The organism is Ruegeria profundi, assembly GCF_049800715.1.
Lineage (GTDB): Bacteria > Pseudomonadota > Alphaproteobacteria > Rhodobacterales > Rhodobacteraceae > Ruegeria > Ruegeria profundi_A.
In genome coordinates this window covers 177,808-192,445 of sequence record NZ_JBNAFO010000008.1, presented here as the reverse complement: position 1 = coordinate 192,445, position 14,638 = coordinate 177,808, and the positions used below count along the sequence as shown (strand labels likewise).

Sequence of the window (14,638 nt, the reverse complement as noted above, 5' to 3'; positions counted from 1 at the left end):
CTCTAGCGTTCGGCGCTATGCGTGCGGCCCGGATCAAGACAGGAAGTGCAGACACCGAAAAATTGTCCTATCCTAGCACATTCTTCTGCTGATCTGGAAAATTCCAAAAAAAGGTGCCGTATCCGTCAACACCAACCGAATGGTCAGCGCTGTCCGAATGCGTCGCGGGCCAGTGCCGCCAGGTTCGAAGATGGTCGTATCAGCGAGATGACCGTCGCGTATTGTGGGGCATTTTTGAAGAATTGCGTCAGCCGATCATACTGTTTGCCCCGGCGGTCCAGCCCCAGATACCTCAATGCGTTGGACCCCAGAATTGCGACCTTTTCATCTTCACTCAGAATGGTTTTGCTCAATGCAATTCGCACATCGTCGTAATAGCTTGCATGTTGGTCCTCGCGGCCCAGCATCGTCCAGTCAGAGCCATACATCAGCCGGTGCTTCAGCTTACCTTCCTGCCGCAGAAGTGCATCCAGTAATCTTGTGACCGCCGTGGATCTGTCCCGGTTACTACCAGTCACGTCGGTCCAATAGCCCAGATCAACATAGAGATTTTCATGTTTCGCGATCAGTGCGGCAGCCTGCCGTTCGTAAGCCTCTGTTTCGGTCGGGCAACCGTCATCACCCTCGAACCTTTCCTCGTCAAACCCGCCGAAATGGGCAATGTTGATGCGAAGATTGCGCCAAGCCCAGGTCTCCAATACTGGGCGCCAGTTTGCAGCCGAGGCATTCTGCCCGGTGCAAGCATCCGCCCCCAACGAGTTGTTGCCATGCGTCTTGATCGGAACATCTTCGGCGGCGCACCAATCGTAAAGAGCACGCAATTCGGTATCGATCTCAGCGCCCTTGATACCAAGGTCTGTCATGGCTCGAGGCCTTCGTGCGCCTGGCTTGTCAAATTCTTCGTTGCCCAGTGGAAGAAATCCCATGGGTGGATAAAGCTTGACGCCCGCGAAACCCTGACTCTCGACGGCGTTCTGTATGGTCCCCAACCAGTTCGGGTTGCCGTTTCTCTTGTAATAAGCGGCCCGCAGTGGGCAAAAAGGAGCAAACGGCAGCAAAAGGGCACCGCGTTCCAGTTTCGACATTTTCGACAAAAGCGTGATCTGGTCAGTAATGTCGCGCCCAGTGAGATCGGCATCGCTGTCTTGCCCCGAACGCAACCAATATGTGAAATCAACAAGCGATGGAGAGAACAGTTTGATCCCGTTTGACCCAGTGGGATCGTTGGGATCAGCATTGACGCTTTGATGTGCGTAGAGGCGGATTAATTCACCAAGTATATCCACGCGACTGCGCGTCAGCAGCCCTGCCCAAAGCAGTGTCTGCGCCAAACTCTGATCCGGATTGGTGCGTTTTGAAAGCGTTTTGAAAGTGGGTGCTTCGCGGATGGTCTCGTCGCGATAGATCGCATCGGCCATCTGGCGCGCCTGTTCTCCTTCGCGCCCAGCCTCGCGAATGTTGCCAGCCAGTCCAACCGGGTTCACGGCGACATTCGTTTCCGCCGCCAACAGTGAAAACAACTCTTCATCACCGGTTTCGTCTGGCATTGTACCCGTGGTAGTAAACGCACCCAGTCGCCTGCGCCCGGCCGCATCCACTTTGTCCTCGAGTATGCGTAAGCCGGTTTCAACGGCGCTTCGGTCTTCTATCAACAGATCGCCGCCATCGCGCATCACTAGGCGTTCCAGCCCTTCGATGTCCTCAAGCTCCTGCGACGCAGTTGGTGTACGCTGCGCGGCCAACACGATGTCGACAATCAAACCAACCATCGATCGCACCACTGAGGGTCTCCCCGGGACTGGGGTTTCAGGGTCACGGAGCAACACCTGTTCCAGAAATCCGGGGATAGGTACGTCGGTGGCATTGAAAATGTGATTGTGGATATCCACCGGAACTGCGGGTAAGCCCTCGGCGCTGACATCACGATCGGGTCCGCGCCAGCCGCATCCGGACAACGCGACCGTTGCCAGACTACCTGCAAGCACGTTGCGTCGTGTCGTCACAATTGCGCCTCCTTAGACCTGTGGCGAAAATATTTAAGTCAAATCAATGAACAAAGCCTAGCCAAAATACTAACATTTCAACCACTATCCTCTGAGAGATTCTGACGCAAAAATTTAGGTGGGTCAGGACCGCGTTGACCGAATAGCGCTAGGGCTGCATTTGCTCCTTTCTCCGGTTCGTTGTGCGACACGTTTATAGGTGGCATGACCGAGATGAGCCATGCGGTTGAGAATTTTGACAGCGATCTCAGTTTCGGTTGTCTTTGTCTCCAAATTGCGGCTGCGCAGCTCTGATCCGTTAACTTGTTTTTAGCGCCCGGTATGGGCCTCGCCGCGTGGCCGTTGGCCATAGCCGGCGGCCTTCTTCCAGTTCTACGACCTTTCTCGGCGATTATGTCGATATGGGCGTTGCGTGCGGCGTACCATCCAGACATCGTGCCCTCGGCAAACGAGACCGCACATCGCCACGAAGGCGGAGCGCCTCGTTGTATTCCGCCCGGTTCGTCGCGCGGGACTTTGCATTCGCCAACCTATCCTGCCGCGACGCGTTGAATTTGAAAGGCAGCCCAGCACCCCGCAGCCAATTCGAAGTATTGGTCACGTATAGGCAACGACTTGTGCAGCACGCTAGACCGAATTGCTGTTCGAGGTCATTAGCCAACGCTATGAACGTGGTTCGATAGTCATCACATCAATCCTGCCATTCGAGGAATGGACGGAAACTTTGGGAACTTAGGGCCAAACGGGGGCCATCCTCCATAGGCTCAATCACCATGCCATACTATTGAGATGAACGACGAAGGTTTCCGCCTGCGTGAAAGCCGCAAATCCAACTCAAAGAACCGGCCTACGGCCAGTGCAACCTAGTGCCCGGGAGATTCGTGAGGGGCATGGCCAAGGCGCGGCACGGCACAACCCCAATTGCCCCATATTTAACTGGCACATGTCTCCTTTTTTGTTCCTGGATTGACAACTATCGCTTCGTCAAACGTCGCATCCGGTACATTGGTGGGGTCAAATCGTTCAGATCCGCCGTACCAACTATGGATGGCTTTGAGGTCGCCAAATCGGTCTGAAAGCGGCAAATTCCAAATTGTTGCGATGTCTCGCTTTGGGTCTAGCGGTAGCGTGCGCCACACCAGTTACAAATTCTGCGCCTAGGTCTAGCGCCAGATTTTTAACCGAAACTCAGAAAGGAATTTGCCGACTTATGGGCGCCACGCAAAGTTGCGTCCAATCGCGAAAAAAGCAAGAGGGCTCTCGGCTCGCCCAAGCCCGTCTTCGTCACGGACTCTATAATTGATTCCGGTATTGATAATCCATTGAGACTCCAGTTCATAACTGTACACAGCATTTAAGTCCGTTCGCTGGGTGCGCGGGTCAACCGCCGTATCGTCGGTGAGGATATGCGTCGCTCCGAGCCCAAGGCGTGAAGACGGCCCAAGTCCGAAGATGTAGCCGACGTCCAAGATGTATTCGTCACGAAAAACGTCATCAGCTGTATTGACGACGTTGCGATCAAAGTACACTCGCACCTCATCCTCACCAAATTCTTGCATATAGGAAAGGCTGCCAATCGGTTCGGTTTTTCCATCGCCGGCAACAGCGACGCCCAAACTGGCGCTAAAGCTTCCATTTGCCACGTCGCGACTGCGCCCGACACGCGCGCGGTTCAGTCGTCCAGCGGTGCCGACTTCGGATTCAGCCGTGAAAAAGACGTTGCCATTGGGCAAATCTCTTTCTGCATTGATGCTACCAATAATGCCACTTACCAGAATGTCGTCCGAGATTTCATTTCGTTCGTCGATATCCGTGTAGCCCAGTGTAACGCCAAATCGATTTGCTTCGTCAATTTCCTGTGAGAGTCCAAAAACTACCTCCCAAGTCCGTCGATCGGTTTCATCAGGATCGTCTTGGTCATACTGCTCGGCAAAAAAGTCCAGGCTAGCAGTGGTGCTGGGTGAAAGGAGAAAACCAATTCCAGCGTTAGCGCTGACGTTGGATTCATCGAATAGGTCGGGATTGGTCTGATCGATGTAATCCAGATTCGACGTATCAAATCTAAAAAAGTAACTTACCAAGTCCTGACGTCCGAAGTCCATTTGGAAGGAAAGCGCGTATTCTCTCCGTGTCCCGTCACCTGTCAGGTCGTCGAAATCCGAAGGGAGGTCAATGACACCGTCCTCATCGACAAAATCTCGTAAAGATCTCAAAAATCCAATATCATAGCTTGAGAAATCCAAACCAAGATTTAATCCAGAATTGGCACTTTCGCGGCCGTAGTCGAGATCAAATATCGAATCGCCGATGTCGAATTCGCTGCCCCGGTCCGGAAGGTCGGACCAACGTAGAGCGGTGACCGCGTCTAAACTGAAACTTTGGATCGGGGTTTCGCTAGATATGCCAAAGGACAAAAGGGTCGATAGGATTGTACCCTGTCCTTCTTCAGGTACATCCAGGCCAAGGTTTCGACCGGATTCAACCCGTTGGCCGATGCCTAATTCGTACTGCGTGCCGCCCGGGTCCAATTCAACAGATTGTGCAATAGCTCTATTGCTTGAAAGTGCCACGACACATGTGGCACCGACTAGCAGGGCATGTTGGACATGATTGCAGTTCAAGAGTCAGATACTTTCCGGTTTATTCGAACAGACGACGTTGCGGGATCACGATGACATCGCCATCCACCAGTCTTGTGGCCCCGCCGGTCCCTGTTCCGTCCAGCATCGCATCATAGTTGAACTGATACACCCTTTCCTGTCCCGAATTGTCAGTCCGACGGAGCATAACCCTCTTGGTCGCAGCAAAGGGAGAGAAGCCGCCCATTTCGCCAAAAAATTGCAAAAGGGTCGTACCTCGAACAGGTGAATGACGGCCGGGTGAGCCTGCCTCGCCAATTACATAAACGTTGATAGTTTCGTCAGGCAGTGGTGGTACCGGAACGTTAAGCGTGGCTAGTGAAACAAAGACATTTGGGGGTGAAGCGAAATTTGGTGCCAGCCGGCCGGCCAATTCGGAGCGCACTTGTTCGGCCGTCCGACCACCAGCCCGCAAGCTACCAGCCAGTGGCAGGTTGATCTGTCCATCTGGAGCTACAAGGATGTCACGATTCAGAGTCTCGTCTTCCAACACTTCAATTCGCAATGTGTCCCCCGGTTGAAACCGGTATTCCTGTGCAATTGCTGGTATGGCCAGAAGGCTAATCAAGACCGAAGCAAGCAACGTGTAGATTGATTTCATATCCAAACTCTTTCATCCCTGCTGAAGGATACTGAATGTCGTAGCTGTAGAAACGAGTACCCTCTTTTGGCGGCACATTGCTGAAATTTCTTTATGACCACGATGATTTCTTACCGACTGTGTCGAAGTTACCCCGTTTTTTCAGGGCGACTCCACGTTCCGCCAGGGGTGCTGGTTTTAACGTTCCCGGCGGAGGGAATCTTTCGAACCACAACTTAATTTTTATCTCATCCTGCCGCATGACTCTATGCGTATTCTTACGTTTAGGGAGACCAAAAGTGCGATGATCGTCTGATCAATACTGGCTGTTTCGATGACAGGAGGCGCATTGAGTGTTGTTGCGATTATTTCCCGCGCTTCATTGGGAGCTGCCGTTGCCACCTACGCGGCCGCGGTGAGTTTCTGCGGATTGTGTATAGGACGAATGTTTCTACCGACACTCTATCCAAGCAAATTGATTCCCGATATATCGTTTTGGCAGAGACATAAGCCACGCTCGCATCTGAAAAGAGGCTTGGCTGCCCATCTGTACCGCTGAGAAAGGTGACCACCAAGCTGGCCAGAGTGTGGGCAGAAACCGGTTTACCAGAATACTTCGCAAGGTTTGATCTATTCGCGACGGACGTACCGTCGTCGTTTCCTTGCTGCTGGAGTTGCTGTGCCCACCCTAGTGACGCCGTAAATCCTCTCAACTGTTCTGATTCAAAGAAAATCCTATTGGGGAGAGCCGAGTTTGACGTCGTTCGGGTTTTGCTCAGTAAGGTGAAGCATCTAATTGCAAGCCTCGGAATCCGTATTTGGATCAGCGAGATTTCTGGACACACGTTGATGTGCGCCCTTGGGCGGACAGTCTTGTTCTGCGTCAGCGCAACTCAGAATAAACGCGGATTGCGGCACAGTTCTCAAACAAATGTAGCGCGGATTGATGGTAGCGATCAGGCCAATTTTTCGAAGTCTCACGCCATTAGACTTTCAGCGTGGCATAGGGCAATCAACGCGGCATCCTGATAAGGCGTCTCAGCATCGCCTCTTCCACTACCGACACCTAGGCGAAACAACTCCAATCAAGTACCGCTGCGGCAGCATGGGATTAGTCTGGATCAACGTTTCAACTCGGTCCGCGCTCAATGTCTCTATGTAAAAGAGTCGCTTGCGACTGCAAGAGCACAACTTTTTGGCATTGAAGCGCATTTTTCAGAGGCGAGGGAAAATCTGGTCGCGGCCATTCGAATAAATGTAGATTCACTCTATAAAACCCTCGAAATAGACAAATTCCCCGTTTAGGCAGAGGGTTGAGTTGTTTTGATTTTGTCAGGTTGATTGGTGACGTGGATATTGGAATTGAATTGAGGCAAAGACGCCACAAGGGCATACGTCTGGTGATAGCGTCATGAAAAGTCTTAAGATTTGTATAACCGGTGCAGGGGGTTTCATCGGTCGTCAAACCGTCGAGTCGGCCCGCGCAGCGGGTTATGAAGTGATCGCCGTAGTCCGCAATACAGCAACTGCTCCTCAATTCTGGGATAGTGATCATGGCATTAAGGTCGTCGAGGTGAATCTTGCCGGACCAGACGCGGCTGACGTTTTGGCGAAACAGTTGTCGGGTTGTGTCGCGATTATTCACGCGGCGGCGATAATGAGTGGGCCGGCTGATCGCCAGGTCGTGGAAACCAAGGCCATTACCGGATCGGTACTCTCTGCGATGGCGGCATGCACGCCTGCGCCGCGTTTGGTATTGGTCAGTTCGCTATCAGTCTATGATGGTAAACAGTTGCCTCCGGGGGCTGTGCTGAACGAAGAAAGCCCGCTTGAATCCGCGCCACAGTCGCGTGATGCCTATTGCTGGCTGAAATTGCAACAGGAACAGCAGGTACGTACAGCTGCTAAGGCCGCAGGATTTGACTTGTGGGTCTTACGCCCCGGGGCGGTGTTTGGACCGGGGCATCTTTGGAACGGGCATCTTGGGTATCCGGTCGGGCCTGTGCTGCTGGAAATGGAACGCCGCGGGGAGGTTCCGGTTAGCTACGTCAGTCATACTGCGCAAGTTTTGGTGCAAGCCGCGGCAACCCCTGCCGACGGTGTCGAGGTGATTAATGTGATCGATGATGACCGACCTGATCGAGCCGGATATATTGCTGCGCTGCGCAAAGGAGGATGGCCGCGCTTCGTGGTTCCGGTCAGTTGGCGTCTGTTGGACGCCTTTGGCAGAGTGTTGGAGAAGGTACCCGTCGTTGGTACAAAATTGCCCGGGCTATTGCGCTCGGCCACATTGCATGCGCGCATGAAACCGCTGCGGTTTGAGACGACCCGCCTGCATGAGCATTTTGATATCGCAAAACAAAAACCGTTTGCTGAGCTGATGACACAATCGCTGCCCGAAGGGTCGAAGCAATGAGCACGTCTCAACCCATCGCCTATTTGACTGGAGAGTATCCGCGTGCCACCGACACGTTCATTCAGCGAGAGATTTTTGCGTTGCGGGATCAAGGGATCGAGGTTGAAACCTGCTCGATCCGCAAAACGGGCGTCGAGCATCATGTAGGCCTTGAACAACAAGCAGAGTTCGAGAAAACGTTTTACGTCATTGCTGCTGCGAAATCACCGCTGCGCCTGATCGGGTGCCATCTAAAGGCGCTTGTGAAGGCCCCGGGGCGGTATTTTGCTTCCCTAGGGCTGGCCCTTAGGACGCGTCCCGCCGGTTTGAAAGGTCTTTTGTATCAGCTCTTCTATTTTGCCGAAGCCGCTGTGCTGGCGGACCATTTGGCTCGCCGGAACGTGCGTCACCTTCACAATCACATCGCTACGGCGACTTGTACGGTGGCCATGCTGACCAGCCGCGTCAGTGGCATACCGTTCAGCTTCACAATCCATGGGCCGGACGTTTTTTTCGAGCCAAAACACTGGCGGATCGACGCAAAAATCGAAGAGGCTAAGTTTATTGCCTGTATTAGCGATTTCTGCCGCAGTCAGTGCATGGTTTTTTCAGATCCGCAGCATTGGGATAAGTTGAAAATTGTTCACTGCGGCATAACCCCTGAGAAATACTTAAGCCAAGGCACGTCTGAACGCTCGCGCCCGCATCTTCTCTTTATTGGCCGGTTGGCGGGCGTAAAAGGCGTTCCGGTTCTTCTGGAAGCGCTGTCGCGTTTAGCGCCGGACGTCCCGGACCTGCGCGTCACGTTGATTGGTGATGGGCCAGAGCGCGGCGATCTTGAGGCGCGGACACATGCGCTCGGGCTCAGTTCGGTTGTGAAGTTTGCGGGATACCTTTCGCAAAGCAAGGTGGCCGATATGCTGTCTGAAGCCGATGTTCTGGTTCTGCCTAGTTTCGCCGAAGGTGTTCCGGTGACGCTGATGGAGGCGATGGCCAGCGGTCTGCCTGTGCTTGCCACCCGCGTTGGCGGCATTTCGGAATTGGTCGAGGATGGGGTCAGCGGCTACCTTGTGCCGCCTGGCAACGCCGATGCACTTACTGCGCGGCTGCGAGACCTTTTGAGCGATGCTGATTTGCGTGCTCGAATGGGACAGGAAGGCCGGGCCAAGGTAACTGCAGAGTTCAATCAGAAGACCGAAGCCAGCCGTTTGGCTAAGCTTATCAACACGACAGATCAGGAGCTTCCAGATGAACGGTGAAAAACCTTCAATTGGTCTGGTACTGATTGGTCGCAATGAGGGCGAACGACTGGTTCGTTGTCTGGCGTCGGTGCCTGAAGGTGTAGCCGCTGTTGTCTATGTGGATTCGAATTCTTCGGATGACAGCGTGTACCAGGCGACCAAAGCAGGCGCACAAGTGGTCGAGCTTGACCTGTCCCGCCCATTCACCGCGGCACGGGCCCGCAACGCGGGCTATGCGGCGTTGAAGGAGCTGCGCAAGCCGCTGGATTTTGTTCAGTTCATCGACGGAGACTGCGCAATTGTAACCGGGTGGGTCCAGGCGGCATCCGAAGCGTTGGTTGCCAACCCTGACTTGGGGATTGTGACCGGTTGGAGGGCGGAAATCCATCCTGACGCGAGCGTCTACAATGCGCTGTGTGATTTCGAATGGCACCGCCCTGCGGGTTCGATTCTGACCTGCGGCGGCGACATGATGGTGCGGGTTCAGGCCTTTGACGGCGTGGGTGGATTTGATGATACAGTTATTGCGGCCGAGGATGACGAATTCTGTTTGCGCATTCGCAAGGCCGGCTGGAAAATCGAGCGCCTGCCGCTGAATATGACCCGCCATGACGCCGAGATGACCCGGTTTTCGCAATGGTGGAAGCGCGCGGTGCGCACCGGGCACGGGTTCGCGCAGGTCGGCGATCTGCATCGTGAGTATTTCACGCGCGAACGCAAGCGCGTCTGGTTCTTTGGTGCGTTCCTTCCAATCGTCGCCTTGCTCGGGCTTGCCCTCTCCATCTGGATCACGCTGGCGGTGTTGGTCGTTTATATCCTTTCGTACCTGCGAACCTCAAAGGGGCTCATGCGTGACGGGCTAACGCGCCAGTCCGCGCTGCGCCAGTCCGTTCTACTTACCTTGTCCAAACTGCCCAATGTAATTGGAATGCTGACCTATCTGTGGCGCCGAAAACGGGCGGCGCCCATGAAAATAATAGAGTATAAATAGTTATTTATGTTGAAAAAGAATATGTCTCTTAACCAAATTCGTGTCGGCCTGATCGGGGCCGGATATATCGCAACCTGGCACGCAAATGCATTGCGGGCCTGCAAAGGTATTGCCCTCACAGCGATCTGTGATGTCTCACCTAGCGCGGCATCAGATTTCGCAGGCACCTATGGTTTGCAGTCGTTCACTTCGATTGAGGAGATGGCCGCTGCCGATGTTTGTGACGCGGTCCATATCCTGACCCCACCGCATATCCACGCTGATTTGGCGCAGCGCTGCCTTGAGCTGGGGTTTCACGTTATGGTCGAAAAACCCTTTGCGTTGTCACAAGCCGATTGCCAGGTGGTTGCGTCGGCAGCCGAGGAGGCCGCGCGTGTGGCCGCCGTCTGTCATAACTTCCTGGGCGTGCCTTCGTATGAGAGGTTAAAACAAACCTGTCGATCGGGCGCGCTGGGCCGCATCAACAGTGCCGAGTTCAACTGGCGTTTTCCCTTAGCGCCTTTGCGATCCGGCCCTTATGGCCTTTGGATGCTGCAAGAAACACGAAATTTGTTGTTCGAACTAGGCCCGCACCTCTATGCTTTTGCGGTTGATCTATTTGGTGAGCTTCAGGATCTTCGGTTGCAGGTCGGAAAGCCAGTGGCTTTGCAAGGCGGTCAGGTGCGGCCGCAAAGCCTGCAAATCCAAGCGCGGGCCGGGCATGTCGATCTGACGATCAATTTGGAATTGGTCGAGACTATGGACGACCGGTCGGTTGTGGTGCATGGGTCTTCGGCGATGGCGCGGCTTGACTATGCTAGCGACACATTAACCATCCGGCGCGAGAACACATCGGACATTGTCATCAATCCATTTCGTCAGCAAATGGGTCTAGCAGGTCAGCATCTGCGCGAAGGCATAGTCAATGGTGCCAAGCAACTGAGTTCGCTGAACCGAAAATCCCCATACGCGCTGAGCTTTATTGGAGCGTTCGATCGGTTCTACGAAGCGATCCGGTCCAAAACACCGGTGGATGCCCGGTTTTCGGCCGAGGCCGCCGGTGCCGTCATCGGGGCTATCGAGAAAACTGCGGCATTGATCCCTGATGAATATACCGCTTTCCCAGACCCGGTTGTTCCAACAGTTCCTTTGAAACCCACTGTCATGGTGATAGGCGGCACCGGTTTCATCGGACGGCATCTGACACGTGCGTTGGTAAGAACCGGCCGTCAGGTGCGGGTGCTCAGCCGGGGTCGCCACGGACCTTTTGAAGACATTGCGGATCAGGTTGAAACCGTTGCGGTTTCTTTGCGCGACAAAGATGGCTTGGTCGCCGCGATGGATGGGATCGAAGTTGTCTACAACCTTGCCAAGTCGCTGGATAGCACATGGGAGGGCTGTCTGGAAAACGATGTCGGTGTGGCCGTTCGTGTGGCCGAAGCGGCGCAGAAGGCCGGTGTCAAAAGGCTGATTTATACCGGGACCATTGCGTCCTATGACATGTCCGATCCGGCAAAAACAATCACCGAACAGACCAGCTTTGGTGACGATATGAGCGACCGTAACCTCTATGCCCGGTCAAAAGCTGAGTGCGAAAAGCGGCTTTTGGAGATGCACAGAACGCAAGGGTTGCCGCTGGTGATCGCGCGCCCCGGAATTGTGATCGGCGAAGGCGGGCCGCTGCAACATTGGGGTATTGGGCGCTGGCACGGGGCCGGTGCTGTGCGGATCTGGGGTGATGGGCACAACATCCTACCTTTCGTGTTGATCGACGACATCTCAGACGCGTTGATCGCGATGATCGACAAGGACGAGGCCGTGGGTCAGTCGTTCAACCTCATCGGCGAACCAATGATGAGCGCGCGAGACTATTTTGACGCGATCCATCAGGCCTTGGGCGCGCGGATCGAGGTCAAGAAAGGGGCGTTCTGGACCTTTTATCTGTCCGGCAGCGTCAAATACCTTCTCAAACGATATGTGGTGGGTCTGCGCGATCTGAAAAATCAGTCTTACAGCGACTGGAAATCGCGGGGACATCTGTCACCTTTCAGCAATGAGCACACCAAAGAGGTGTTGGGCTGGGCTCCCGAGTCGGACCGCGATGCCTTTGTCCGCAAAGGCATCACTGATGCCAACCTATTCGGGTTCTAGCGTGCTGCGGGTTTAGGAATGAAGTTCATTAGCCAGCGCATATCCGGGCTGTTGCCCGACCGCGAAAGTCTGAGGCACAAGATTCTGGCCTCAGCAGCGCTGTCAACGATGGTGTTCGCTATGCAGGTGCTGGCGCGGATCATTTCGACCGTTATTCTGACGCGGATATTGACGCCTGAGATTTTTGGGGTCTTCGCGGTAGTGATGACCTTTATCTTTGTGCTTGAGATGTTTTCCGATCTTGGGGTTAGGTCGCTTATCCTGACTCGCGAAGGCGAGTTGGATGATGGGTTCCTGCGTTCATGCTGGACTGCACAAATTTTGCGTGGGGTTCTAATACTTCTGGTGTGCGTCCTTCTGGGTTTTTGTGTCGCGTGGGGCCAAGATGCACAGCTGTTTGATATCCAATCCAGCTATGGCGACCCGATACTGCCATACGCGATAGCCGCGATTGGCGGGTTTTCGATCATCAACGGATTCGCTTCGCCCGCAAAGTTTGTCTATGAGCGCGAGATGAAATTCCGCGAGGTCAGCATTGCCATGCTGATTACTGTGGTTTGCACAACCGTACTGACCATTGCCTTTGCCTTTTGGCTAAAAAACATTTGGGCCTTGGTCCTTGGCAACTTCGCGAATGCCCTGATCACGGTTTCGCTCAGCTACATAATGTTCAAAGGCCCGGCGATGCGGATGCGCTGGAACAGGAAAGACTTTCGCGTGATCATTGACCGCGGCAAGTGGATTATCGGCCATTCCGCCCTGACGGCAGTGATGACTATGGCGGATCGTTTTGTTCTTGGCTTTGCCATGTCCGCCAGTTCTTTCGGATTTTACTACATCGCGCGTCAGATCGTGGATATGGTTCAGACCTTTTTGAATTCCATCCACGCGCAGATGGGGCTGCAGGTTTTTACCGCCTTGCAGAAGGACAATGCGGCTGAGGAGTTGCGTCGTCGGTATTACCGCTATCGCATTCTTTTTGACGGTCTGGCGATGTTCGGTGCCGGTGCGTTAATGACGTTTTCGCCGACACTTGTGCGTATTCTCTACGATGACCGATACGCCGATGTGGCCGGTATGATTCAGATCCTCGCCATTGGTTTAATTTTGATCGGACCGGGCCTGTTGCGCGAGGCATATAGCGCGCAGCGCCGGTTCCGGGAAATGACGATGCTGAGCCTTGTCAGCGCCGCGACCGTTTGGATCGGTCTGTCGGTTGCGATTTGGGGCTTTAACTCGATCACCGCAGCGCTGTTCGTGGTTGCCTTGCACCGCATCCCCGAGATCATCCTGTTACTCATCAAGGGGGGACGCGAAAACTGGGTGTCACTCCTGCACGAGGTCAGGTTGATCCCATTGGTTCCAGCGGGCGCGTTGGTGGGTTGGGGTATGGCCTGGGCTGTGCAGGCTTTGACCTGAACGCGGGTTACACGTCGTTCAAAACCTGTTGGACAAGGGCCTCGACGTCTTTCGCGATTGTTTCAGGCTGGAACCGGTCCACAACTTCGGTTCGGCCCTTGGCGCCTAGCCGAACGGCTAGATCCGGATTTGCGATCAGGCGAAGACAGGCTTTTGCCATAGCCTCGGGATCACCGGAAGGCACCAACAGACCAGATATCTCGTCTTCAACGATCTCGGGAACGCCGCCCACTGCCGTCGCCACCGTTGGCGCACCGCAGGACAATGCCTCGAGTGCAGCATAGGGGAAGTTCTCATACCGAGACGCAATGAGCGTGATGCCGTGTTGCATCCGCAGGGTGTCGATCGCGTCCCGGTCCAACTGCCCTCGATAGTCGATACGGTTTCGAATGGCCTCGGGATAGGCCAACAAGGCCTGATCCATGTGCTGCAGCACCTGCCCGGGCAGGGGGACACCGGGGTCTGATCCAACGAAGGTCAGCCGAACGTTTGGGTCCTGTTCGGCGATCTGTTGAAATGCCTCTAGCACTGTATCCCCGCCCTTGATCGAGTCATAGCGGCCGATGAACAGGATATTGCGGATCGTCTCGCGGATCGCCTTTTCTGGGATTGGGGCGGCCATTGGCATTGGGTTGGGGACAATTGCGGTGGGACAGGCAGGCTCACCATAGCGCGCGATCATCTGGTCCAGCACGGCTTTGGAGGGCGAGGTAATTCCTCTGCAGGTTCGAAACGTCTCAGCCTCACGTTTGACCCGGGTTCGTATGACGCATCCGTCCGGTTTTTCCGGCAGAAAGTCGGTGTATAGCTCAATAGGCCCATGCAGAGTAACGATCACAGGGATCGGCACATGTTTTTGCACCATGCCAGCGATGCCGTTGGTTTCTTCCATGATCAGGGCTTCGATTCCGCGTGTCTTGATGGCCTGATTCACGGCCTGCGCGATCTGTTCGGCCCGAATGGGGATCGAGGCGGTATTGCGGCCAAATCGGCCAATCAGTTTCTCGGACCATGTCCACGCGCGCGGCTCAGGAAGATTGATCACATCCGGGTCATCAGGGGCCGCACCCGTGTGGGGAATTACCGTGATCTGATGGCCGTGATGTTTCAGGCCATCAGCAATATGCGCAACGGCGGTGGCGATGCCATTTGCAGCAACGCTGGCAGGCCAAGAGGGCGTGACTAGTCCAATGCGCATTCTAATCCCTTTCCAACGGTCCGCGAATGCAGCCGTTTAATT

The 14,638-nt window shown here is 54.5% G+C and carries 9 protein-coding genes and 1 pseudogene; 6 read left to right on the top strand and 4 right to left on the bottom strand.

The genetic code is table 11. The features are described 5' to 3' along the window. Positions 1–143: 143 nt before the first annotated feature. Positions 144–2,003, bottom strand: coding sequence for an amidohydrolase family protein (locus tag ACP15L_RS14405; protein ID WP_425084706.1), 1,860 nt, complete (start codon positions 2,001–2,003; stop codon positions 144–146). Positions 2,004–2,637: 634 nt separating this feature from the next. Between ACP15L_RS14405 and ACP15L_RS14400 the strand changes: the two are divergent. Beyond that, positions 2,638–2,870, top strand: a pseudogene (locus tag ACP15L_RS14400) (ATP-binding protein); the annotation flags it as partial. 341 nt (positions 2,871–3,211) lie between these two features. On the opposite strand, the gene ACP15L_RS14395 reads toward ACP15L_RS14400, so the two are convergent. Then, positions 3,212–4,573 carry a hypothetical protein gene (locus ACP15L_RS14395; RefSeq protein ID WP_425084705.1) on the bottom strand — a complete coding sequence of 454 codons (1,362 nt, stop codon included), beginning with the start codon at positions 4,571–4,573 and terminating at the stop codon, positions 3,212–3,214. Between the two features lie 70 nt (positions 4,574–4,643). Continuing rightward, complete coding sequence (locus ACP15L_RS14390) at positions 4,644–5,243, bottom strand: polysaccharide biosynthesis/export family protein (protein WP_425084704.1); 600 nt, start codon at positions 5,241–5,243, stop codon at positions 4,644–4,646. A gap of 1,390 nt (positions 5,244–6,633) precedes the next feature. Between ACP15L_RS14390 and ACP15L_RS14385 the strand changes: the two genes are divergently transcribed. Genes ACP15L_RS14385 through ACP15L_RS14365 form a run of 5 tightly spaced genes read left to right on the top strand, consistent with a single transcriptional unit; the run spans position 6,634 to position 13,398 of the window. After that, entirely contained in the window at positions 6,634–7,638 is a 1,005-nt protein-coding gene (locus ACP15L_RS14385) for an NAD-dependent epimerase/dehydratase family protein (protein ID WP_425084703.1), read from the top strand. Further along, positions 7,635–8,876: a glycosyltransferase family 4 protein gene (locus ACP15L_RS14380; protein ID WP_425084702.1), complete on the top strand. Its 1,242-nt coding sequence runs from the start codon at positions 7,635–7,637 to the stop codon at positions 8,874–8,876. The genes ACP15L_RS14385 and ACP15L_RS14380 overlap by 4 nt, the downstream gene beginning before the upstream one ends. After that, positions 8,866–9,849 carry a glycosyltransferase gene (locus ACP15L_RS14375; protein ID WP_425084701.1) on the top strand — a complete coding sequence of 328 codons (984 nt, stop codon included), beginning with the start codon at positions 8,866–8,868 and terminating at the stop codon, positions 9,847–9,849. Before ACP15L_RS14380 ends, ACP15L_RS14375 begins: the two co-directional genes overlap by 11 nt. 21 nt (positions 9,850–9,870) lie before the next feature. Continuing rightward, on the top strand, positions 9,871–11,979 hold the full coding sequence (locus tag ACP15L_RS14370; protein WP_425084700.1) for an NAD-dependent epimerase/dehydratase family protein: 2,109 nt from the start codon (positions 9,871–9,873) through the stop codon (positions 11,977–11,979). A gap of 18 nt (positions 11,980–11,997) precedes the next feature. Continuing rightward, a complete protein-coding gene (locus ACP15L_RS14365; RefSeq protein WP_425084699.1) occupies positions 11,998–13,398 on the top strand; it encodes an oligosaccharide flippase family protein in 1,401 nt (466 codons plus the stop codon). Between the two features lie 7 nt (positions 13,399–13,405). On the opposite strand, the gene ACP15L_RS14360 is transcribed toward ACP15L_RS14365, so the two are convergent. Continuing rightward, positions 13,406–14,596: a glycosyltransferase family 4 protein gene (locus ACP15L_RS14360; RefSeq protein ID WP_425084698.1), complete on the bottom strand. Its 1,191-nt coding sequence runs from the start codon at positions 14,594–14,596 to the stop codon at positions 13,406–13,408. Between the last annotated feature and the right edge of the window lie 42 nt (positions 14,597–14,638).

Coding starts and splice junctions, on each gene's coding strand:
- ACP15L_RS14390 (WP_425084704.1), bottom strand. CDS start 5,243: ATGAAATCAATCTACACGTTGCTTGCTTCGGTCTTGATTAGCCTTCTG.
- ACP15L_RS14385 (WP_425084703.1), top strand. CDS start 6,634: ATGAAAAGTCTTAAGATTTGTATAACCGGTGCAGGGGGTTTCATCGGT.
- ACP15L_RS14380 (WP_425084702.1), top strand. CDS start 7,635: ATGAGCACGTCTCAACCCATCGCCTATTTGACTGGAGAGTATCCGCGT.
- ACP15L_RS14375 (WP_425084701.1), top strand. CDS start 8,866: ATGAACGGTGAAAAACCTTCAATTGGTCTGGTACTGATTGGTCGCAAT.
- ACP15L_RS14370 (WP_425084700.1), top strand. CDS start 9,871: ATGTCTCTTAACCAAATTCGTGTCGGCCTGATCGGGGCCGGATATATC.
- ACP15L_RS14365 (WP_425084699.1), top strand. CDS start 11,998: ATGAAGTTCATTAGCCAGCGCATATCCGGGCTGTTGCCCGACCGCGAA.
- ACP15L_RS14360 (WP_425084698.1), bottom strand. CDS start 14,596: ATGCGCATTGGACTAGTCACGCCCTCTTGGCCTGCCAGCGTTGCTGCA.